Consider the following 21,513-nt stretch of genomic DNA (forward strand, 5'->3'; position numbering starts at 1 on the left):
CCCCGGTAGCCTCAGGAATGTCTAGCTCTTGTGGACGTAGGTGTTCCTCCCACAAGAATTCCGAGGCCCCCGTTCCGAACCGGACTCGTGCATCGTTCCGCAACTCGGGGGATCGTCGCCGCAGTTCCACTGCATGTCACGGCATTCGCCGCATCCATGAACTACCCCTACCTGAACATGAACCGCACCTACCTGAAATGGAAAAACCATGATCCCCAACATGATTGAGAAGATGTCGCCTGATCGGCAAGACGAGGCACAGACCGTGACCGGCATCCTGGACATCGTGGGCAACCGTGGCGCACTGCGCGTCGACGGCTACCTCTCTGGTCCGCACGACGTCACCGTCCCGACCAGGCTGATCCGGGAGAACGCACTGCGTCGCGGCGACTTCGTCACCGGCACAGCGCAATCCGATTCCCGATCCGACAAGCCCGCCACACTGCACACGGTGCGGACCGTCAACGGGCAGCGGCCGGACCGGCTGCGCGGCCGCCCGGAGTTCGCCGATCTGGTCCCGATCTATCCCGACCAACGCCTCCGCCTCGAAACCGAACAGCATGCTATGACCACACGTGTCACCGACCTGGTCATGCCCATCGGCAAGGGGCAGCGTGCGCTCGTCGTCGCGCCGCCCAAGGCGGGAAAAACTGCTGTGCTGCAAGCGATTGCGCACGGCATCGTGAAGAACCACCCGGAATGCGAGCTGCTGCTCGTGCTGGTCGGCGAGCGCCCCGAGGAGGTCACCGACCTGACCAGGGCGGTGTCCGCCGATGTCGCCGCCGCAACCTTCGACCAGCCGCCGCGCGAGCACATCGCGGTGGCCGAACTGGCCATCGAACGCGCCAAGCGGCTCGTCGAGATGGGACGCGACGTCGTCGTCCTACTCGACTCACTGACTCGCCTCGCTCGCGCCTACAACGTGGCCGCCCCCGGATCGGGCCGCATCCTGTCCGGTGGCGTGGATGCCGCCGCGCTCGCCCCGCCCAAACGCTTCCTCGGCGCCGCCCGCAATATCGAGCACGGCGGCTCGCTCACCATCATCGCCACCGCCTTGGTGGAGACCGGCTCCCTAGGCGACACGGTGATCTTCGAGGAGTACAAGGGCACCGGCAACGCCGAACTCAAACTGGACCGCGCCGCGGCGAACAGGCGCGTCTTCCCCGCCGTCGACATCGCAAAGTCCAGCACCCGCAAAGACGAGCTGCTGCTCACTCCGGACGAACTGACCGCGACCCATAAGCTGCGCGCGTCCCTGGCTCCCCTGGACGGGCAGCAGGCACTCGACCTGCTGCTGGCGGGCCTTCGCAAAACCCAGACCAACGCGGAGTTCCTGGCCCCGATGCGGTCCGCCCGCGGCTGAGTGACCTCGGCCACGGCCGACGGTGCTGGCGTGAACCCGCCAGCTCGAGCACCACGTGACTGCTGGACTCGATCTCGTGTCCACAGTTCACACCACCGCACCGACGCCCCGCCGCACCACGCTGACCGGCTGGCCCGCAGTCGTCTCGGTCATGCTCGCGATTTTCTCGATCGTCACCACCGAGATACTGCCGATCGGGCTGCTCACCTCGATCGGCGCCGACTTCACCATCTCCGACGGCATGGCCGGGCTGATGATGACCATGCCGGGACTGGTCGCCGCCGTCGCGGCGCCGGTCGTCACCGTCGCCACCGCGCGTATCGACAGGCGACTCATGCTGTGCCTGTTCATGTTTCTGCTCGTCCTCGCCAACGCGCTGGTGGCGGCCGCACCGGAATACTGGGTGGTGCTGGTCTCGCGGGTGCTGGTCGGCGTCACCGTCGGCGGCTTCTGGTCTATCGCGGCCGGATTGGCCGAACGCCTGGTGCCCGCCGATTCGGTCGGCAAGGCCAACGCGGTGATCTTCTCCTCGGTGCCGCTCGGCTCCGTGCTCGGTGTTCCCTCGGGCACGCTGCTGGGTGGAATCGCCGGTTGGCGAACGACTTTCGTCGTGGTCGGCGTCCTGACGGCTGTCGTGTCGGCCATGCTGGTCACCTTCCTGCCCGCGCTACCCGCCCGCAAGATCACGCGGCCCGCGCTGCTGGGTGCGCTGCTGCGCCGCGGCGACATCCGATTCGCCCTGCTGGCAACATTTCTCATCGTGCTAGCCCATTTCGGCGCGTACACCTACGTGACGCCGTTCCTCGAACAGGTCACGCTGGTCGGCCCCGGCGTGGTCACTATCCTGCTGCTGAGCTACGGCGCCGCGGGCATTCTCGGCAACTTTCTCGGTGGCGCCTGGATCATGCGCAGGCCCCGCGCCACCTTCGCCGCGGCCGCGGCGCTGATCGCCGGCGCCACGCTGCTGCTGCCCGTGCCGGGCCGGTGGGGATTCGGCGCACTGGTTCTGCTGGTCGTGTGGGGAGTCGGGTACGGCGCGGTGCCGGTCTCCTCCCAGGCGTGGTTCGCAAAGGCGGCGCCTGACGCGCCGGAGGCGGCGGCGGTGCTGTTCACCAGTTCGTTCCAGGCGACGATCTCGCTCGGCGCGCTCGCGGGCGGCATCGTCGTGGACCACGATTCGCCCAGCACTGTTATGGCGCTCGGCGGAGTGACCGCCGCGCTGGCGATAGCGGCCCTGTGGGCACACCGCGCACAGGGACGCACCTCGCCGGATCGGTGACCATTACCTCCGGAGTAGTCGACTCGGCGCGCAGGCCTCGGGCAGGATCATGTCCATGATCGATGCGACGGGCACCACACTGTTCCACCAGACCATGCCGTTCACCGAGCGTCTCGGTGTCGAGGTCGTCGAGCACCGACCCGAGCTGGTGCGCAGCCGGCTCGCCTGGAGCGAATCGCTCTGCACCCTCGGCGGCGTGTTGCACGGCGGGGTACTGATGTCGCTCGCCGACGCGACCGGTGCGGTGTGTGCGTTCCTGAACCTGCCCGAAGGCAAGCAGGGCACCACCACGGTCGAGTCGAAGACGAACTTCCTGCGCGCCGTCCGCTCCGGATACGCCAACGCCTCCTCGACCCCGCTGCACGCCGGGCGTTCGTTCATCGTGGTCGAGACGGTGATCCGCGACGACGCCGACAAGCTGGTCGCGAAGGTGACCCAGACCCAAGCGGTGCTGTAGGCGGTGCCCCTATCCCGGTGCTGCACCAGCACATCGAGCAGCAGGACCGCCCGGTTCAGGGCGCGCCCGGCCCTGGCAGGCCTCCCGGGTGGACCTTCACCACCGCCCTGAAGGGCGGCGCACTGGACAGTGTTCGAGAATTGCGGAAGCCTCCAGTTGGTTTTGTTGTGTCGCAAGGAAACTCGACGCTGGGGGCTTCTGGTCTGGCATACCGGTCCCTGTTGTGCTCACCGTCGGTCAGTGGGGGTCCCGGACTCGCCGAAAATCCCACGAAGTTCTGGATGTGCACTAGTAGAGGGTGATTCGCCGGTTCCGGATGCGGCGGGCGGTGGTTGATGCTCGGCTTGGCTGCCGATGAGGTTGGTCGGGGTGCCCGAGGGCTGGGTTCGTGGCAAGGGGGGTATTCGCGGACGAGGAGTTGCAACGGCTTCGGGAGTTCCCGGAGATCAGCCGTGAAGAGCTGTTCCGGTGCTTCACCCTCAGCCCAGCGGATCTGGCGTTCGACATCGACGCCGAACTCGCCCAGCTCGGTCCCACCGGCTGCCGGCCGCTACGGGTCCGCGACACTCTGTTCTGATCATCGGACGTGGCGACAATCGGTTCGCGAACAGGCTGTGGACCGGTCAGTGCGTCCACAGCCTCCGGGTGCGGTATCAATGTTCCCAGAGCAGGTTGTTTAGCGTTGCTACCGGGCCGGGCATGGCGGCCAGGAACCGCTCGCGCTGTTCGGGTGTGGGCCCTCGACGCGTGATCTTGTAAAAAACAGCGGTAGCGAAGCCTGTTCGGGTCGGATCGCATCCGCATGTGATCATGGATGGTTTTGCGTATGTTGATGATTCGTGTCATTGGATGAGGACAGCTTCCTGACTGCTCGGCAGGTCGCGCTGTACGGCAGGTTCGGTGGTCCTCCGTCGGAGGAGGAGCTGGAGCGTTTCTTCGTCCTCGACGACGCGGATCGGAAGCTGATCGCGAAGAGGCGAGATGACAGCTCGCGCTTGGGTTTTGCGTTGCAGTTGACGACAGTGCGTTTTCTCGGCACGTTCCTGGCGGATCCGATCGATGTTCCGTTGGTCGTGGTGGAGTATCTGGCCGAGCAGCTCGGGATCGCGGATGTGTCGTGCGTGAAAACGTACGTGCGGCGGGATCAGACCCGGTTGGAGCATCGGTGGGAGATTGCCCGGGTCGACGGCTGGGGTGACTACGCCGATTTCCGGGAGCTGCTGAGGCTACATGTGGATCGGCGGGCGTGGACGACGGGCGATGGCCGCAACACCATTTTCGACGGTGCTCTGGCGTGGCTTCGTCACCGCCGGGTGCTGCTGCCGGCGATGAGCACCTTGGAACGGCTGATCGGGCAAGTCGTGACCGCGGCGGAGACTCGCCTGTTCGACACCTTGTTGGGCCTGATCACCGCCGAGCAGGCGCGGCTGCTGTTGGCTCTGCTCGATGTCGGCGACGGAGAGCGGGTCTCGGCGCTGGAACGGCTGCGCAAGGGGCAGATCGACACGACAGCGAAGGCGCTGGTCGCCGCGCTGGGGCGGGTGGCCGCGGTGGCCGGTATCGGGCTGGGGGAGGTGGACTTGTCGGTGGTGCCGCGGCGGCGGGTGATCGAGCTGGCCAAGTACGGTCGGGCAGCGACCGCGACCACTCTGCGGGGCAAGCGGTACCCGAAGAAGTTGGGGATCTTGCTGGCGACGGTGGTGTGGCTGCAGGCCAAGGCCACCGACGACGCCCTGGAGCTGTTCGACGTCGTCATGACTCACGAGCTGCTAGCCCGCGCGCAACGCCGAACCGACGACGACAGAATCAAACGGTATCCACGCGTGAGCAGGGACGCGAGCCGCCTGGCGGCGGCGGTGGCGGTGCTGCTGGAGGCACGCGAGTGGGGTGAGGACGTCACCCTCACCGTGGTGTGGGACGCGATCGAGAACGTGGTGTCTCGCGCCGAGCTGCACGCCTGCGTGGCCAATATCAACGCCGTGATACCGCCGGGAACCGACCCAGACGGGGAATGGCGCTCGGTGCTGATGACCCGCTATCCGCTGGTCCGGAAATTTCTGCGGCGCCTCGTGGAGACGATCGAGTTCGGGGCGAGCACCGACGCGGCCCCGATCTTGGCTGCGTTCACCGCGCTGCCCGATCTGCTCGACGCCGGGCCGACGAAACGGGTACCGGCCGGGTATCTGGACGCACGCAAGGTCGATGTGGACATCGTCCCTGCCGGCTGGCGTGTGCAGGTGTTTCGTGAGGGCCGCCCCGAAGCCACGGTGGACCGCAACGGGTACGTGTTCTGTGTGCTGCACCTGTTCCATCAGCGGCTCAAGCGCCGCGACATCTTCGCCGCGGCGTCCGCCGGCTGGGCGGACCCGCGCGCGCAATTGCTGAGTGCGCCGGTGTGGGAGTCCAAACGCGAGGCGTTGCTCGACGAGCTGCAACTCCCCGAAGACCCCGGCGACCTGCTGGCTGGCTACGCCGAGCAGCTCGACGCGACATGGCGATACATGGCCGCCCGTGCGGCGGCCGGGGCCCTCAGCGTCGACGCCGAGGGCAGGGTGCACACCGCGGCGCTGGAAGCCATCGACGCCCCCGCAACACTGATCGAGCTGCGCAACCGGTGCAAGGCGATGATGCCACGGGTCGATATCGGCGATCTGATCCTGGAGGTGATGGGCTGGCATCCCGGCTTCGTGGCCTCCTACACGCACCTGTCCGGCGGTGAACCCCGCCTCGGTGACCTACCTGTCACGGTGGCGGCGGTACTGACGGCACAAGCGCTCAACGTCGGTTGGGGCCCGGTGATCACCCCGGGCGTGGCCGCGGTGAGCAAGGCCCGGATCAGCCACGTCTACCAAAACTATGTCCGCGCCGAAACCCACGCCGCCGCCAACTCCCATCTCATCGCCGGGCAAGCCGGGATCGCCACCGCGCAACTGTGGGGCGGCGGGCTGGTCGCCGCGGTGGACGGCACCCGGTTCGTGGTGCCCGTGCGCAGCAACGACGCCCGACCGAACCCGAAATATTTCGACCGGCGCAAGGGCGCCACCCTTCTGAACATGATCAACGATCAGGCCGTCGGCAGCTCGGCGATGGTGCTCTCGGGCACGCCCAAGGACTCCCTCTACGCGGTGGACCTGATGTATCGGCGCGACGGCGGCCGAAGACCGGAAGTTCTGATTTCCGATACCGGTTCCTACAGCGACATGGTGTTCGGACTGCTCAAACTCCTGGGCGTCGACTACCGCCCCGAGCTGGCAGACCTGCCCGATCAGAAGCTGTGGCGTGTGGATCAGGGCGCGGACTACGGTCTGCTCGATCCCGCCGCCCGGGGAAAGATCGACCTGACACGGGTAGCGCGGCACTGGCCCGACATTCTGCGGATCGTGGGCTCGGTGCATGATGGCGCGGTAGCCGCCTCCGACGTGATGCGCATGTTGCAGCACGGCGGGAACCCGACCCAACTCGGTATCGCACTGGCGCATTTCGGGCGCATCTTCAAAACTCTGCACGTGTTGTCCTACGTCGACGCCGAACCCTACCGGCGCGACATCAAACGAATGCGCAACCTCCAAGAAGAGCGCCACGGGCTGGGCAAGCACGTGTTCCACGGCCGCAAAGGCGAGCTACGGGAGGCGTACCACGCCGGGATGGAGGACCAACTCGGCGCGCTGGGCCTGGTGATCGGCTGCATAACCCTGTGGAACACAGTCTATTTGGATCGCATCCTCACCCAGCTCCGCGAGAGCGGTCACGAAGTCCGGGACGAGGATGTCGCTCGCCTGCACCCGTACCTGTACGCGCACATCAACGTCCACGGCCACTACGCGTTCTCCCCACCCGACCCCGACGCCGCGATCAGGCCGTTGCGCGACCCCGCCGCGGACGAAGACTGAACGTGTTCGCGCGCCGCGATGGCCTCGGCGAGGTCGTCGTTCCGGACTGGTGAGGTCGCGTGTCCAACTGTCGCCTTCTTTGAGCCCCGCCCCGCCAGTTGGTTTCCAGAGGTGGGAAAGGTGGATGCCTGAGGTTGTGCTGGGATGTCAGCGCGGAATGGTCGCCCCGACGGGGTAAGGATCCGTTTCTGAGGTGGGTCGGTGGATGTGGCGTGAAGGTAGGTGTGGATGTCGATTCCCTCGGAGCAGACTGCGCAACGGCAGTTCGCGTTGCAGGTCTATCAGGAGATGATGAAGGTCGGCGCCAGTGCAGTGGCGTATGACTCGGATGAGTTCGTCATCCGATACAACGACGGCGTGGTGCTCAATCTGAGCAACATCTTCCAGCAGGTGCGGGATTTCTCTGCCGCGGAACAACAGGTTGAGGTGGAGCGGTTCGTCGCCGCGATGCTCGCTCCAGCTCTGGCACTGTCGAGCTGGGACCAGGTTCGTCCGCTGTTGCGACCTGTTCTGCGGCCCTGCGCCGCGTACATGCTCGAAGATTCCGATTCCCGGTTGCAGCGGCCGGCTTTTCCGTTCATCGACGAGATGGTGGCAATCGATGAGCCGGGCCGGATCCGACTCCCGGCACAACAGCAGCTGGTCGAATGGGGCGTGGGCGCGGAGGAGGTGTTCGAGGCCGCGCGGCAGAATCTCGCTGAAACGGTCATCACCACCGAGTTCGACGAGGATGCCATAGTCCGCATCGTCGTCGACGACCCGAGCTATCTCCCGTCGTGGCTGCTCGTCCCGGGCTGGCTGGCGGCGTGTACCCGCAGCTACCGGCATCGGCCGGTGGCATTCATTCCGGATTACACGTCGTTGATCGTCGCTCCAGGTGATCCGGAACTGCTCGAGCATCTGTATCAGACCGTGGAGCAGGAAGTCCGTGACGCCGCCCGTCCCCTGTCACCGCAGGCCTACACAGTCGACGACAACGGGATGGTGGTCCCACTGGATCGGGCGATCACCGGACCGTTGCCGCCCGCCGTCGACCGAGCCCGCACGCTGCTGGCCTACAACCGATACGAAGCGCAGCGCGACTGGCTGCAGCAGAAATACAACTCCGACGCGGTGGTGGACGGGGACTTCGACGATGACGAGTCTGCGTCTCTCTTTGTCGCCGACATCATGGTGCGGCAACAGAAGGAGGATAGTTCGCCACAGATGGTGACGGTGTGGGGCGAAGGGGTACACACGTCGCTGCCCGAGGCGGATTACATCGCTTTCACATGTGAGGACATGGAACAGACACTCATGGTTCCGTTCCAGGCCGCGGTGGAGATCACCGGCATCACGCCGATCCCTGGGTTTCGCCCGACTCGATACCGTGCGGTCGACTGGCCCGACCCCGTTGCATGGTCCCGCCTTTCCGAGGCGGCTGTGACGACCGAATCGATGGATCGGGACCCGCAGAGCGTTGCGACATCGGGAGACCACATGACCTCGACAACCCACTACGACGGTTTCCTCGATACCAGCGATATTGTCACCGATATCGTGCACCACCAAGTGGTCGATTCTGAGCGGACCGCCCGAACCATTCTGGCTGAGCGCTTGACCGACAGCCCGCTCACCGCCTTGCAGGACGTCGCCCCCCATTTCCTAGGTCTCGCAGGGTATTTCAGCCGCGGCGAATTCGGTGAAGGCTCGGGAATTGTCCGTTCCCACGCTGACTCGGCCGCCAACGCGTTGGTGGCCCGGTTACAGTCGGCGCGCCAGCCAGTAGGTGCTGGCTACGTCTCGATGATCATCGATGACGACGTATACCAGATCCCGGCTACGGGCGGCACGACACCACCGTTGCCGGCCTCGGATTTTCTGTCCGCCCTGTGGATCAGCGTTGTCACACGCAACCCACGGCTGCTGATGTTTCTGCTGGGCAGTGCAGACCGCCCCGGCTACCCGCTCGCTGAGACGAATGACTACGCGAGTCTGTGGGGGCTGGCGTGGCAACAAATCCACTGCGGCGCCCCGGCAGTCCACGACACCTTGCACGCAGCCCAGAGTGCCGCCAAGGCGGCGGGCGACGAGTACGCTACCCTCTGCGCAGCTCCAGCGATCCAGGCGCTACAGGCTGCCGTCAGTGGTACGGCAACCGAGTTCAACACCGCGTTTCTCGACGCCCTGTGGCAGTACAGAAGCTTCTCGGGAACGAACGAAAGAAGCCCGATATCAGCCGGTTTCGTCGCCTGGCATCTGCTCGCACTGGCCTGCTTCGCTACCGATCGCGGTCTACCGCTCACCGTTGCCTCGGACTACCTCCCGCCAGCCCTTCTCGATCGTGCGTGGACACTCCCCCTCGCCGACGACATCATCCGCTACCCCAACTCGACGCACGACGATGATGGCAACCCGCTCCCTGCGCTCCGTCTCGGCGTCGACGGCTTCTGGGAGTTTGCTGGCTGGCCCAGCGACATAAGTGGGTAGCACTGGCGAAGTTTCGGCATCGAGCTGGTACCTCGGCGAGGTATTGCGGCCGGCGATGCGCGCGCAATGGTGCTACTGCCCCGGTGATCCCGACGGAGACAACATGTTCGTCGGTCGTCCGTTCCTGGACCAGTTCATCCCGAATGGCGAGATGGCGGTGCCGTTTCTGCTGCACCAGATCGCGCTCGACAACCGCGAACCCGGTCTGCTCCGTCAGATCTTCGAACGGCTTACCTGAGTTGCGAATGCTCGACATGCAGGGCAACCCCAGGCTCGGACACGGTCAGCGCGCAGCGTCGGCCAGGGCACGGTAGAGCGATGCGACCGAGGGATGCTCGCCAGCGTTCTTGCCGATCTTGATCCGCAGACGCCCGGCGATCGCGTTCATCGGCACGCCTTTGTCCTTGAGCGCGCGGGCCAGGATCAGCATGTCGTCGTCGATGACCTTCGGCCGCCCGCCGTGGTTGCCCTTCGCGGCGGCGGCCTGCTGTCCCTCGAGGGTCTTCTCCCGGATGTAGTTGCGGTCGAGTTGGGCCGCCACTGCCAGGACCGCGAACAGCATCGCGCCCATGCCGTTGGGGTCGTAGATCCCGGCCATCGGCCCGGTCAGCAACTCCAATTGGATGCCGCCGGTGTCCAGTGTCGCCGCCAGCTCCATCAACTCGGCGGCGTTGCGGGCCGGGCGCTTGAGTTCGTGCACGCACAGGATCACCGCCTGATCCGGCGCGGCCGCCTTGATGTCGCGCGCCAACGTCAGCGCCTTGTCGAACTCGGGCCGGTGCTTGATCCGGCTGGAGATCTTCTCGGAGAACACGCTGCGACAGTTCGCGTCCGCGAGCGCGTCGAGCTGGATCTGAAGATCCTGCTGCGCGGTCGAGCAGCGGGCGTACCCGATGCGGATCGGCGCGGCCGTCGCGATCGGTGCCGCGGGCTCCACCGCCGGACCCGGTTTCCACACCGAGCCCGGCCGCCGGTCGGGCGGGGAGGGCACCGCCAGATCCTCGCGCACCGCGGGCACCAAAATGAACCGTGGAGTGTGGTACTTGGCGGCGACCTTGCCGGCGCGGGTTCGGCACGCGCTGCCTGCCGGGGCGTCGCACTTCGGGCACCGATGGCGCTCGACCGCCGTCGCGGCCTGCTCGGGAGTCAATTGCACTCCAGAATTCTCGCAAAAATGTAGTCGCAGAACACGCGGGATATGAGAGATGTTTTGCGAATCTCGACCTGGGGGAACTCCGGTCGATCCGACCGATTCTCAGAACTCGCACATCCGGTCATTTATGCGAAACACCCGGCGACATCCCCGCCTCGCGACGCCAAGGGGAACCCCGGAAACACAGACCAGGACTCCCTCCATGCCGACCGTTGTCCCGGAAGGGGAACCGGACACCGGCCTCACCGCCCCATCATGGCACCGGCCTACGACAGCGCCGACACCATCACACCAAGACCCGAACCGATCTTCGCTACCGCTGTTTTTTACAAGATCACGCGTCGAGGGCCGTCTATCGGTTACGTGACCTCGGCGAGTCCGCGCTCCACGACTGGGGCTGGGTCCTGTGGGAGTTCCAAGAGCTCGTCCTCATCGACCGCACCGCCGGAACCCTCGCCTTGGTCGTCGCCGCCATCGACTGACAGCGCCACAGGCCGCGGGGCAGGGACACGCCACTTGGCACCGCGAAAACACCGCCACTTTCCGCCGCGAGTCACAGCCGCGAGCATAAACGCGCGGCCGGTGATCGGAGCGCGGAATCGAGCCGGTAGACGGGGCCTCCGACATGAACCACACCATGTGTCTTGAAACCAAGGATTCGAGACGCAGCCTCGGGAAGCGCTTGCCGCCCATGGAATCCCAGGTCATCGAGTCTCGAAATTTAATCTCGAAATTACGTCGCGAAAAGCCGTTACGGGGTAAAATTATGAGACATCTGAGGAGCAGGAGAAGAGATGGCGCGCCACGCATCCGCAGTCCCCGAACACGTACACGCCGGACTTCGGGCAGCGGGGTGGCCCGGGATCGTGCTGCCCGAAACCCGAATCAGTGACTACACCGTGTATCCGGTCATCAACATCGACCCGGCCGTCTGGACCGAACGCGTCACCAAACGACAGGGACCAGAGCTCGACCGATCCACCCTCGCCATCTGGGAAGCCTGGACGGCCGACCTCGGCAAGCCGCCACTCCGGTCAGCGGTTTCGATCGTCGGGTTCATCTCGACAGCCACCCGGCCGGCATCAGCGCTGCACGCGCTCGACTCCCTCGCCGGATACGGTGCCGGACTCTGGATCGCCTCCGGGCTCCACGGCCCGACCCGGTGGACACTCACAGAATTCGACGTTGCCGACATCTGGGTCGTGCACACCCATAGCGCTCAGAGCACAGTGCTGGTGCAGGGACGCCACGGACCCATCAGCACCGCCCGCCGATTGACCTCCACCCGCCACAAGGAAGAACTCCTGTTCCAACAGGCGCTGGTGTGCTGATGGAATTCGGATACGCCCGGGTCTCGACCACCCACCAGGACCTCGAACGACAGCTCGTCGCGCTGCGCGAGTACGGCATCCCGGACGAGCGGATCTACACCGACCGCAAAACCGGCGCCACCATGGACCGCCCCGGATGGGCTCGTCTGCAGCAGATGCTGCGCGAGGGGGATCGGATCGTGGCCACCAACCTCGACCGCTACGGCCGCAACCTGCGCGAGTGCCTCAACATCGTCCACGAACTGCGCGAGCAGGGTGTCGGGGTCACCACCCTCAAGGACCCGATCCCGATCGACACCGGCGACGCCTCACCCATGGCCGAACTAGCCGTTGCCCTGCTGGCGCTGTTCGCACACATGGAACGAGTTTTCATGCGGGAACGCGCCGCCCACGCCCGTGAGGTCGCCGCCGCCAGAGGCGTGCGCGCGGGCCGGCCACGCAAGCTCACCGACGCCCAACTCGCCGCGGCACGCGCCGCGCTGGCCGACGAACAGCCTGTCGAGCAGGTCGCCGCCGCGTTCGGCGTCTCCCGCGCCACCCTGTACCGCTACCTCGCCGAACTCGCCGACAGCGACCAAACCGAATAACGAAGAAGGAGAATGAATCATGGCTGATCACACTGCGGATCATGAGTTCGGTGCGGGGATGGGTGCGCTGATCGCTGCAGCTGGGGCTGAGCGGTCTGCAGGGCTGATCGCACAATTGCTACGCGAGTCGCTGGACAGCGGGCAGGCGTGCGCCGCGGCGCTGGCGGCACTGTCGGGCCACCAGGTGTCCTACCGACTGCCCGGCGGTGTGCTGGTGGCGCTCGGACAGACGTGGCGCGAGACCGACGGCCAGCAGCGGATGCTGCACGTCGATCACCTCGAGCCCCAGCCGTCAGGGCGCATGGTCGTGGTCTGCGAGGCACACCACCCCGGCATAGACACAGTGAGGCAGGCATACGTGACCGCCGACCGATTCGCCGCCAGCGGTGAGTTCGAGCTGGTCAGTGCCTGACCAACCACCACAGCGCCGCGGCTGACCTCCACCTGGCAACAAAGATGAGCCGCTGTCTGCCCAGGCACGGCTGCGGCCCCCGAACTGCGATCAGCGGGTTCGGGGGTCAAGTCGTTCATCCCTCTGACCAGATGGCCTCCATGAGCCTGGCGGACTGTTGTCAAGAAATTCAGCGAAAGACATTGCCTCGACGGCATTCCGGCTAATCACCGATGTGGTGTTGGGGTGTACCCCAGATCGACACCTCGCACGGGCGGAGCATGAGCGTTCAGGTGCCGCCGTCGAATCGGTGGAAGATGCTGCCTGCGAGGTCGACGTAGCCCAGGCACTGCTCACCGAGGCTGTGCGGCAGGCCCGCGCCGCCGGGGCGAGTTGGAGCACCATCGGCAAGACCGCAGGCATGAGCACCGATCCGCCCACGAACGGTGGGCCAAGCTCACTATCCCCGAGGCTGGAGAGCAGCCGCTGGAGCGATCCGAAGACGACTACTACGAGGATACGGTTCCCGTCGCTACCTGATCACCGCTGTTGCTGGCTGCCATCGGTGTCGCGGTCTGGGTCGATGCGGGCGATGTGATCGAAAACGCTTCGGAGCCCGCTGCTGGTCTGTCACGATGAGTTATCGAAAACGAGTGTCTCCCTGATATTCCGGACTTCGTTGGTGGGACGCAGGGAAAGGAGGGGACGGCTGTGCGATCGATTGAGAATCCCGAAGATTATGAGTTCGATCTTCCTGACGGGCTGGTGTCGCAGGAACCGCCCGAAGCTCGCGGTGGTGAGCGCAGTGACGCGCGTCTGGCTGTGGTGCGGCGGGGTACGGATCGGGTGGAGCATCGCGGATTCCACGACATCGTCGAGTATTTCGAACCGTCGGACGTGCTCGTCGTCAACAATGCCCGGGTGGTGCCGACTCTGCTGTCCGGTGAGGACCAGGACGGGCGTGTGGTCGCGGTGAGCATCCATTCGCCGCGGGAGGATGGCACCTGGCATTGTCTGGTGGCGCCCGCGGCGGTCTGTCATCCCGGCAGCGAATTCGCACTCGGCCCGGACCGTCAGGTCACGGGCCGTTTGCTTGCCGAGGCCGATGCGGGGGTGTGGCAGATCGACCTCGACCCGGCCGACGGTGACACCCTCTACCGGTTGGCGGAGCCGATCTATCCCGGTTATCTCAAGCAGGTCCCTGCGGATCCGGAGCACTACCAGACTGTTTACGGCTCGCGACCGGGTGCTGTTCTCTTTCCGTCGGCCGGTCGCCATTTCACTCCAGCGGTGTTGAACGACCTGCGGGCCAAGGGCGTTGCCGTGGCCGAGGTGACATTATGGCTCGCCGCCAGGACGCATTTCTTCGTGCGTGAGCTGTTCAAGCAGCAGATCGCCGCGGGCGGCGTCGGAGATGTCGCAGCCGAAGACGAGGTCGACAGGGCCACCCAGACCCAGGGTTTCGATTTCCCAAGGGCCGAACGCTACGAGGTCTCCGCAGCCGGGGCCGAACTGATCAACGAGCGGCGAGCCGGCGGAGGCCGGATCGTGGTGTGCGGGACATCGGCACTGCGTACGCTGGAGACCGTCGCGGGAGAACACGGCCGAATCACGGCAGCCACCGGCTTCACTACGCTGACAATCGTTCCGGGACATCAGTTCTTGGCCGTCGATGCGTTCCTGACCAATCTGCATCGGCCGAAGAGCTCCGAACTGCTGCTCACCTCCGCTTTCACCGGCCGCGAACCCCTCCTCGACATCTACGCGAGAGAATTGATCCCCCGCGAATATCTCTTCTACGAATTCGGTGACTCGATGCTGATCATCTAGCGGCACAACAACTCCCGAGACGTACTCGCAGCCGCGCGCAATGTCTACTCGTAGCGGAGAGGTGGGCGGGGGAATGATTGTCGACGATGTCGTGCGGCAGGAAACCGCACAGGGTTGGCGGCTGTCGGCCGCAGTCCGCGCTAGGCCGAGGCTGGCCGCGAGTCGGCTCTATTTCGAAGTCCACGGCGGTATGCCCGACTGGATGCCCGAGCGCGGCGACGCGTTCCTCGCGGCGCTTCTGATGCCGGCTATGAGCCTCGGTGAGGAACTGGTGATCGACGCACCGGTATCGCCTCGCCTGCTGAGATCCGTGCACACCGTGATGGATATCTATGCGGCCTGGTGGGGTGAACTCCACGGAATCCGGCTCGCGACGGCCGAAGTGGCAGCGTCGACGCACAGCGGCAACAGCGTCGGTTTGTTCTTCACCACCGGTGTGGACTGCTTCTACAGCCTGCTCAAGGACCGCGAACGTGGCACGCAACCTGGTTATGAGCCGATCACCGAGTTGTTGTTCGTCAACTTCGAGCAGCAGTCCGGTCCCGACTACGACCGGTTGCTCGGTCGTGTCCAGCAGATATCTGCCATGACCGGGTGCCGAACCGTGGTGGTGGACACCAATATTCGTGCCATGACCGACCTCTCGGTGGAATGGGAGGCCTATCACGGTGCGGCATTGGGCAGCGTCGCACTGGCGCTGTCCGGGCTGCTCGGCCGATGTGTGATCGCGGCCAGTGACCACTACTGCCACCTCCCCGCGCTCGGCTCGCACCCGGTGCTGGACCACTTGTGGTCCAGCGAGCGCTTGGAGGTCGTGCACGACGGCGCCGAGGCGACCCGCACGCAGAAGGTGGAACGCCAACTCGCCCACTCGCCGCTGGCGCTGGCGAACCTCGGTGTGTGCTGGCGGAGCAGACCGGCGCACAACTGCGGTGTCTGCGAAAAGTGTTTGCGGACGATGATCGCCCTCGAACTCGCCGGGTGCCTCGATCGGTGCCAGACCCTACCGAACCACCTCGATCTGGATCTGCTCCGCGGGGTGTCGATGGGGTCGGCGGACGCTGCCGACGCCATGCGATCGATTGCCCGAGACGCCAGGATCCGTCGGCGGCTCGACATCGCCGATGCCGCCGAGGAAGCGCTGCGGCGGCAGTCCTCAGCACAGTCCGGGCGGTCGCGATGACAACTCACGCCGCACGCCGAGTCGCCACCGTCCTCGCAGGCCTGCTCGATCCGGGTTCCCGGTGCGCTCTGGTGGACTTTCCGCGGCATTCCAATGTCGGCGACAGTGCAATCTGGTTGGGAGAGCGGGCTTTACTGCATGCATTAGGGGTTGATCTCGTCTACACCTGCGATCTGCGCACCTACTCGGCGGATCAGCTGGCCGACCGTGTGCCGCCTGGCGACACCATTTTGGTGCACGGCGGGGGAAACCTGGGCGATCTGTGGCCGCACCATCAGCGGCTGCGCGAGCAGATCATCGGTTCCTTTGCCCAGCATCGGATCATCCAACTACCGCAGTCTGTGCATTTCGAAGACCCCGACAACCTCTCTCGGGCCAGTGCCGTGTTCGACGCTCACCCGGACCTGACCTTGCTGCTGCGCGACCGACGCAGTCTTCGCCAGGCGCGCAGGGCGTTTCGGGCTCGCTGCATCCTCTGTCCGGATTCGGCCATGGCATTGCCTGAGCTTCCCCCTCCCGCGGTGGCGCACCGCCGTATTCTCTGGCTGAAGCGCACAGATCACGAGTCCGCCAACGGTGGCGATCCGCCGCCGGTCGACGGCATGCACGCTACCGACTGGACCGGCGCACAAGGCGCCGAGCCAAGCTGGAATCTGCGGCTGCGAACCACTCAGCAGACGATGGAACAGGCGGGATCGGCGGCCTATTCCGTTACCGGTCTGCTCAATGCCTACGACCGACATGCCGAACAGCAACTGTTGCGTGGCTGCCGTCTGCTCGGCACCGCCCGGGTCGTCATCACTGACCGGCTGCATGCCCACCTGCTGTGTCTGCTCATGGGCCTGCCCCATGTGATCCTCGATGACAAGAACGGGAAAGTGAGCAGTTACTGGCAGACCTGGTCCCCCGACGGTCGATCACCCGTCGTAGTGTTCGCCAGGACACCGGGGCAGGCCATCGACGAAGCCGAACGACTGGCCGATGCGCGGGAGGACAGGTGAGCGCGGACGAGGCCGCATCATTGTCGGCGCTGCGGCCCTTACCGGAGCTGGTCAGTGTCGTCATCCCCGCACGAGACGCCGCCACGGTACTGCCCGGCCAACTGGCAGCGCTGAGCCGACAGCAGTACCCCGGTGCCTGGGAGGTCGTGGTCGCCGACAACGGATCCTCGGACGACACCGTCGCCGTGGCCATCGAGTGGCGACCGAAATTGCCGCGATTGCGAGTGGCCGATGCGTCCTCGCGCAAGGGCATCAACCATGCTCGCAATGTCGGCGCGGCCGAGGCCCGAGGTGATTTCCTGATCTTCTGCGACGCGGACGACTCGGCAACCCCCGGCTGGTTACTGGCCATGGCCAAGGCTTCGCATACTGCCGACCTGATCGGCGGGTATCCCGAGCCCTACGTCGTGCACAACCAGCACGCCCGCACGTGGCGTCCGCCGCAACCGCGGGATCGGCTGCCCGAGATGATGGGCTACCGACCGTATGCCGTGGGCGCCAGTCTGGGAGTACACGCGCAGGTGTTCCATGCCGTGGGGGGCTTCAACGAGGCATACGGAGGCGGCGGCGACGAGGTCGAGTTCTGTTGGCGCGCCCAAAACTACTCCTACACAATGGCATTCGCACCCGATGCAGTGATGCGCTATCGACAACGGGAACAGTTGTGGCCGGTCGTACGGCAGGGCTACTGCTTCGGTCGCGCCGACGCCCAGCTGATGCGCGACTTCCGTCCGCACGGCCTGCGACCGGTGCCGGTGAAGGCAGCGGCCCGCAGCTGGTACCACCTCATACGCCGGACGCCCGAGCTCATCTATCCTCAACGGGCCGGGCGATGGTGGTATGGAGCGGCATGGCGGCTGGGACGGCTGGTAGGCAGCATCCGCTACCGCGTGCGGTGTCTGTGAGTACCGCATTGCGACCGAATGCCGAGACGACCCCCGAGTCCGATGCACCCGAGGTCAGCGTCATCATCCCGGCCCGCAACGCCGCCGACACCCTCGGCGACCAACTCGCAGCGCTGGCCGGGCAGACCTACGACGGCCGGTGGGAGATCATCGTCGTGGACAACGGATCACAGGATGCCACCACCGATATCGCGGAATCCTGGCGCAGGCACCTGCCGCACCTGCGCGTGCTGCACGCTCCGGGCACGCACAGCGCGGCCAGAGCACGGAATGTCGGCGCACGAGCCAGCCGAGGTGATCTACTGCTGTTCTGCGACGCAGATGATGTAGTGGACCGAGAGTGGGTGACCCAACTCGCCAAGGGGCTGCGCGACTTCCCGACGGTCGCCGGCGCGGTCGAACGATGCAGTCTCAACCCTGCGGCACAGCTGGCCTGGCGCCCCACTCGTCCTACGGATACCCTGCCCAACCACTTCCGGTTCCTGCCCTACGGCCAGGGCGCCAACTGCGGCATCCGCAGGCACATCTGGCGCGAGATCGCAGGATTCGACGAGCAGTTCCGCCACTCGGAAGACGTCGCTTTCTTCTGGCGCATCCAGCTGGCCCGATACGAGATCGGATTCGCCCCCGACGCGGTGGTCTCCTACCGCTACCGCTCCACCCTCCGCGCCACGATTCGGCAGAACTTCAACTACGGCAGGTCACACGCCCAGCTGTATCGACGTTTCGCCGCAGCAGGGATGCCTCGACGCCGCGTAGCAGCCATCCAGGAGTGGTGGTGGATCACCACTCACACACCCCAGGCGCTGGGCTCCCGACAGGCTCGCGGCGTATGGCTGGCCAGAGCCGCGCGCTGCATCGGCCGTCTCATCGGCTCCCTACAACACCGCACGCTCTACCTCTGAACAAAGGAGCGAGGGAAACATCGACCAGAAACCCGGCGGTACCACGCGAAGCTACTCTGCGACTGAGGCCAGCCTCAAGGTTCCGGGAAACACCCGGAGTTCACGGCGAAATCGCTTCAGTTCGACTGAACCCACGGGAGAGTCCGAACTCCTGTCCGTGGCATGAACCGCAAGGCACTGGCATGTTTCATGGGTGTGTGTCGCAGACTGCGAAACCGAGCGACCTGCAACTATCGGCCTCCACGGGCGAAGCTCCAGGCCGTCCGTGTCGGTTTGGTGTGTGTACCCCAGACCGACATCGCCGAGCATCAGTTGGTGCTCACCTGAGTGTGACTCGCGGTGCCATGTGGCGGTTATTTCGCGCTGTTCGATGGCGGCGATGGGAGGTGCTGTAGCGGGCGGGTGGGTGTGTTCGGAGACTGTAGGCAGGGTGAAGTCGGAAGGATCGACTTGCTTGGGATGGCCGACTCGGGTAACGGGTGTGTTATTCCACGGTCGGCCTTTGTGCGATCTGTGCCAGTCGTTCCCAGGCCGGCGAGGTGATACCGATTGATTCGCTCACCAGGTGAACCAGTTTCGGGTCCAGCGCCGGAGTTGTCCGGCCTGCTCCGGTGGATCTGGCGGTCAGCCACTGCCGGGTGCGGTGGGCGAGGTCGACCAGGCGCGGGTCGTCGGGAGGCCAGTCGAAGGCCGTGTCGTAGTCGAGGTAGATGGCCCGGAATTGCGGATCGTCGATGGCGTCGAGCTTGTCGGCGATCCACTCGGACGCCTGGTTCGGGGCGACCGATTGCAGCAGAATCCAGATGTCGCGTTCCATCCGTATGCTGCGCTCGCTGATCCCGAGGTGTTGCAGGCGGTCGAGGTACTCGGCGACGTCGGCGGACACGAACAGTCGGTCGCCGCAACTCAATTCGGCGATCTGCTCGCGGGTCCGGCGGATCTCTTCGGCGCGTTCGGCGAGCATGCGGTCGATTTCGGCGATCGCGGCCGCGAACTCGTCGGAGTCGGCGGCCAGCAATTCCTTTACCCGCGCCAGGGGCACGCCGGCCCGCGCCAATGTCTTGATCTTGACCAGATCGACGGCGTCTTCGGCGCTGTAGCGGCGATAGCCGGAGTCGTCGCGCGCCGGCTCCGGGAGCAAGCCGCGCTGATGGTAGACGCGCACGGCCTTGATCGTTACGCCCGCATACCGTGCGAGCTGCCCGATCGTGATCATGCGCGTCTCCCTTCGCTGATGCGCCCAGCCGCGTCGCACATCATCACACGCGGGTGAACAACCGGCCGGCGAGATCGATTCCGGCCACCGCGCCGGATTCGTCACGGGTGAAGAACCCGCGTTGTCCTTGCAGACCACCCTCGGTGACGATGTACTCGTCCGCGTCGCCGGGCAGCAGGCCGAAGACAGCCGGTGGCAGGTCGGGCGGCATTTCGGTGTTCGCGGCGGCCCGGACCTGCGGTTTGATGGCACATCCGATCGTCAACACTTTCCCGTCGGCGTCGAGGGTGAGCCGCATCATCTCGTTCTCGTAGCTACCAGCGATCTCCGCTGCCCGCGCCGTGTCGTAGGGCAGCGGTTGCGGGTCGGGTTCGAGCACGCCGAGGTAGTGTTCGAGCACCCAGTTCACCAGGGTCCGGTTGAATGCGAGGCCGGCGTCGGGGCCCGCGTTCGACGTCACGGCGACGGCGAAGTTCCGTTCGGGCACGATGAGCAGGTCGGCGAACTGGCCATTGCCCGATCCGCCGTGTCCGATGGTCGCGACACCGTCCACTTCACGCAGGAACCAGCAGATGCCGAATGCGTCACCCAGGGTGCTGCCGCGCAGTTCTACGGTTTGTTCTCGCATCCGGTGCAGCAGTTCGGTAGGCAGAATGCGCTCGCCGTCCTCGGTCCGGCCGTCGCCGAGATGGAACCGCGCCCAGCGCAGCAGATCGCTCACCGACGTCGCCACACCGCCGCCGGGGTTGTTGGAACGGTTGTCCTTCCACTGCCGGGCCACCGCGAGCGCACCGTTCGCATCGACGTTGTGGCCCACCGCGAATCGCCGGGTCATGACGTCGTTGACCGCGTAGCGGCTGTGCGTGAGTCCAAGCGGTTCGAACAACAGTGACGCGACGGCCCGCTCGAAACTCGATCCGGTGACATTCTCCACGATCCGGCCGGCCAGGTTGAACCCCGCCTGGCTGTAGGACGCCCGCGCTCCCGGTTCCGAGATCAGGGGCGACTCGGCCAGTTTCGCCGCGTGTCGCGCCAACGCGTCGTCTCCTTCGCCGGTGTCGACGCTGAGTTTCCATTCCAGCCCGGCCGTATGGTTGAGCAGCCGCATCACGGTGATCTCGTCCGCGCCCGCATCGGTGGGGGCGAATTCGGGGACATACCGCCGCACCGGCGCCTCCAGCTCCACCCGCCCCTCGGCGACCAGCCGCATCAACGCGGTAGCGGTGAAGGTCTTGCTGACCGACCCGACCACGAACATCGTGTCCCGGTCCACCGGAAGCGGATTGTCCACACACGTCACCCCGTGGCACGCGAAATCTTCTCGACCACCGGCCAACACCCCGACGGCGGCACCCGGCAGGCCCAGCTTCTGGGCCTCGGCCGCGACGAAATCCGACAATTGCTGCGTTATCTCGTTCATGCCACCATGCTCGAACCCTGCCCCGGGGGCAAGGTCAAGCCCTCATCCGAAACTCGCCGACCGCACCACCGATCGGATCCGGATTCCAACACCCTCTGGTGTCTCATCAAGATCGTTACCGGACGCTGCCATC

At 65.6% G+C, this 21,513-nt stretch carries 17 protein-coding genes and 1 pseudogene; 15 read left to right on the top strand and 3 right to left on the bottom strand.

The features are described from left to right. Positions 1-226 precede the first annotated feature (226 nt). From AB4Z47_RS01125 to AB4Z47_RS01155, 7 genes and pseudogenes are all read left to right on the top strand, one after another. A pseudogene (locus tag AB4Z47_RS01125) lies at positions 227-1,363 on the top strand (transcription termination factor Rho, short form); the annotation flags it as partial. Positions 1,364-1,439: 76 nt separating this feature from the next. Then, entirely contained in the window at positions 1,440-2,642 is a 1,203-nt protein-coding gene (locus AB4Z47_RS01130; RefSeq protein WP_441947253.1) for an MFS transporter, read from the top strand. Between the two features lie 55 nt (positions 2,643-2,697). Beyond that, the gene (locus AB4Z47_RS01135; RefSeq protein ID WP_441947254.1) at positions 2,698-3,099 is read left to right on the top strand and encodes a PaaI family thioesterase; all 402 of its coding nucleotides are present in this window, start codon (positions 2,698-2,700) and stop codon (positions 3,097-3,099) included. A gap of 388 nt (positions 3,100-3,487) precedes the next feature. After that, positions 3,488-3,676, top strand: a complete 189-nt coding sequence (locus tag AB4Z47_RS01140) for a hypothetical protein (RefSeq protein WP_441947345.1) — start codon at positions 3,488-3,490, stop codon at positions 3,674-3,676. A 262-nt stretch (positions 3,677-3,938) separates the two neighbouring features. Beyond that, on the top strand, positions 3,939-6,989 hold the full coding sequence (locus AB4Z47_RS01145) for a Tn3 family transposase (RefSeq protein WP_441947255.1): 3,051 nt from the start codon (positions 3,939-3,941) through the stop codon (positions 6,987-6,989). A 228-nt stretch (positions 6,990-7,217) separates the two neighbouring features. Then, positions 7,218-9,458, top strand: coding sequence for an Imm49 family immunity protein (locus tag AB4Z47_RS01150; RefSeq protein WP_441947256.1), 2,241 nt, complete (start codon positions 7,218-7,220; stop codon positions 9,456-9,458). Positions 9,459-9,513: 55 nt separating this feature from the next. Beyond that, positions 9,514-9,696, top strand: a complete 183-nt coding sequence (locus tag AB4Z47_RS01155) for a hypothetical protein (RefSeq protein ID WP_441947257.1) — start codon at positions 9,514-9,516, stop codon at positions 9,694-9,696. Between the two features lie 45 nt (positions 9,697-9,741). On the opposite strand, the gene AB4Z47_RS01160 is transcribed toward AB4Z47_RS01155, so the two are convergent. Then, a complete protein-coding gene (locus AB4Z47_RS01160) occupies positions 9,742-10,614 on the bottom strand; it encodes a recombinase family protein (protein WP_441947258.1) in 873 nt (290 codons plus the stop codon). A 791-nt stretch (positions 10,615-11,405) separates the two neighbouring features. On the opposite strand from AB4Z47_RS01160, the gene AB4Z47_RS01165 reads away from it, so the two are divergent. From AB4Z47_RS01165 to AB4Z47_RS01200, 8 genes are all read left to right on the top strand, one after another. After that, positions 11,406-11,942 (top strand): hypothetical protein, encoded by a 537-nt coding sequence (locus AB4Z47_RS01165; RefSeq protein WP_441947259.1) that lies wholly within the window; start codon positions 11,406-11,408, stop codon positions 11,940-11,942. Beyond that, positions 11,942-12,529, top strand: coding sequence for a recombinase family protein (locus AB4Z47_RS01170; RefSeq protein WP_441947260.1), 588 nt, complete (start codon positions 11,942-11,944; stop codon positions 12,527-12,529). Before AB4Z47_RS01165 ends, AB4Z47_RS01170 begins: the two co-directional genes overlap by 1 nt. A gap of 19 nt (positions 12,530-12,548) precedes the next feature. Further along, positions 12,549-12,941, top strand: coding sequence for a hypothetical protein (locus tag AB4Z47_RS01175; RefSeq protein ID WP_441947261.1), 393 nt, complete (start codon positions 12,549-12,551; stop codon positions 12,939-12,941). Between the two features lie 690 nt (positions 12,942-13,631). Further along, on the top strand, positions 13,632-14,750 hold the full coding sequence (locus AB4Z47_RS01180; protein WP_441947262.1) for an S-adenosylmethionine:tRNA ribosyltransferase-isomerase: 1,119 nt from the start codon (positions 13,632-13,634) through the stop codon (positions 14,748-14,750). A gap of 73 nt (positions 14,751-14,823) precedes the next feature. Next, complete coding sequence (locus AB4Z47_RS01185) at positions 14,824-15,933, top strand: hypothetical protein (protein ID WP_441947263.1); 1,110 nt, start codon at positions 14,824-14,826, stop codon at positions 15,931-15,933. A gap of 71 nt (positions 15,934-16,004) precedes the next feature. Further along, positions 16,005-16,934 (top strand): polysaccharide pyruvyl transferase family protein, encoded by a 930-nt coding sequence (locus tag AB4Z47_RS01190; RefSeq protein WP_441947264.1) that lies wholly within the window; start codon positions 16,005-16,007, stop codon positions 16,932-16,934. Beyond that, positions 16,931-17,839 (top strand): glycosyltransferase family 2 protein, encoded by a 909-nt coding sequence (locus AB4Z47_RS01195; protein ID WP_441947265.1) that lies wholly within the window; start codon positions 16,931-16,933, stop codon positions 17,837-17,839. The genes AB4Z47_RS01190 and AB4Z47_RS01195 overlap by 4 nt, the downstream gene beginning before the upstream one ends. After that, entirely contained in the window at positions 17,836-18,744 is a 909-nt protein-coding gene (locus AB4Z47_RS01200; RefSeq protein WP_441947266.1) for a glycosyltransferase, read from the top strand. Before AB4Z47_RS01195 ends, AB4Z47_RS01200 begins: the two co-directional genes overlap by 4 nt. A gap of 484 nt (positions 18,745-19,228) precedes the next feature. Here AB4Z47_RS01200 and AB4Z47_RS01205 read toward each other — a convergent pair whose 3' ends face one another. Further along, positions 19,229-19,960: a MerR family transcriptional regulator gene (locus tag AB4Z47_RS01205; RefSeq protein ID WP_441947267.1), complete on the bottom strand. Its 732-nt coding sequence runs from the start codon at positions 19,958-19,960 to the stop codon at positions 19,229-19,231. Positions 19,961-20,003: 43 nt separating this feature from the next. After that, positions 20,004-21,380: a serine hydrolase domain-containing protein gene (locus AB4Z47_RS01210; protein ID WP_441947268.1), complete on the bottom strand. Its 1,377-nt coding sequence runs from the start codon at positions 21,378-21,380 to the stop codon at positions 20,004-20,006. Positions 21,381-21,513 lie beyond the last annotated feature (133 nt).

The sequence above is a fragment of the Nocardia sp. 2TAF39 genome (assembly GCF_052114905.1).
Lineage (GTDB): Bacteria > Actinomycetota > Actinomycetes > Mycobacteriales > Mycobacteriaceae > Nocardia.

What these genes read in the sequence shown, in the direction of transcription:
- AB4Z47_RS01155 (WP_441947257.1), top strand. Translation starts at nt 9,514, where the DNA reads ATGCGCGCGCAATGGTGCTACTGCCCCGGTGATCCCGACGGAGACAAC.
- AB4Z47_RS01185 (WP_441947263.1), top strand. Translation starts at nt 14,824, where the DNA reads ATGATTGTCGACGATGTCGTGCGGCAGGAAACCGCACAGGGTTGGCGG.
- AB4Z47_RS01150 (WP_441947256.1), top strand. Translation starts at nt 7,218, where the DNA reads ATGTCGATTCCCTCGGAGCAGACTGCGCAACGGCAGTTCGCGTTGCAG.
- AB4Z47_RS01165 (WP_441947259.1), top strand. Translation starts at nt 11,406, where the DNA reads ATGGCGCGCCACGCATCCGCAGTCCCCGAACACGTACACGCCGGACTT.
- AB4Z47_RS01170 (WP_441947260.1), top strand. Translation starts at nt 11,942, where the DNA reads ATGGAATTCGGATACGCCCGGGTCTCGACCACCCACCAGGACCTCGAA.
- AB4Z47_RS01175 (WP_441947261.1), top strand. Translation starts at nt 12,549, where the DNA reads ATGGCTGATCACACTGCGGATCATGAGTTCGGTGCGGGGATGGGTGCG.
- AB4Z47_RS01205 (WP_441947267.1), bottom strand. Translation starts at nt 19,960, where the DNA reads ATGATCACGATCGGGCAGCTCGCACGGTATGCGGGCGTAACGATCAAG.
- AB4Z47_RS01210 (WP_441947268.1), bottom strand. Translation starts at nt 21,380, where the DNA reads ATGAACGAGATAACGCAGCAATTGTCGGATTTCGTCGCGGCCGAGGCC.
- AB4Z47_RS01135 (WP_441947254.1), top strand. Translation starts at nt 2,698, where the DNA reads ATGATCGATGCGACGGGCACCACACTGTTCCACCAGACCATGCCGTTC.